The 412-nt window shown below is 41.7% G+C and carries 1 protein-coding gene; it reads left to right on the top strand.

Going from position 1 to position 412, the window contains the following annotated elements:
- Positions 1-224 precede the first annotated feature (224 nt).
- Positions 225-412, top strand: a 188-nt coding sequence (locus tag ACYP03_RS24315; protein WP_459782414.1) for a DUF805 domain-containing protein, incomplete at its 3' end; no start/stop codon positions are given.

The raw sequence follows: 412 nt of genomic DNA on the forward strand, positions 1-412 counted from the left end.
GCTCATGTCAGTACGAAGATTACAGGGTAGTTTTGAAAGGTCAGCAACATGGGCAGAAATATCTGAATAATCGGAATAAAGCATTAATTTAACCTGCAGCCCGTCGCCCTTAACTGTGCATGAAAGCGGTTTGATTGCTATGGCATGAACGATTTGCCTGTCATTCAAGCGTTTTCTCGGCACCACATTGATAACGATATTGATAAAAATAAGGATTGGCAGGTATGAGAGATTATTTCAGTGTGATCAAAAAATATGCGGATTCAGATGGCAGGGCGCGTCGTCGGGAATATTGGATGTTTTGCCTGATTAATGCGCTGTTAAGTTACCTGTTTTTATTCGTTGGTGAGGCTATTAACGATGACTATGCACTTTTCGCTGTTTATACCAGCTTGACTGTCATCCCTTCGCT

It is taken from the genome of Photobacterium sp. R1 (assembly GCF_054600795.1).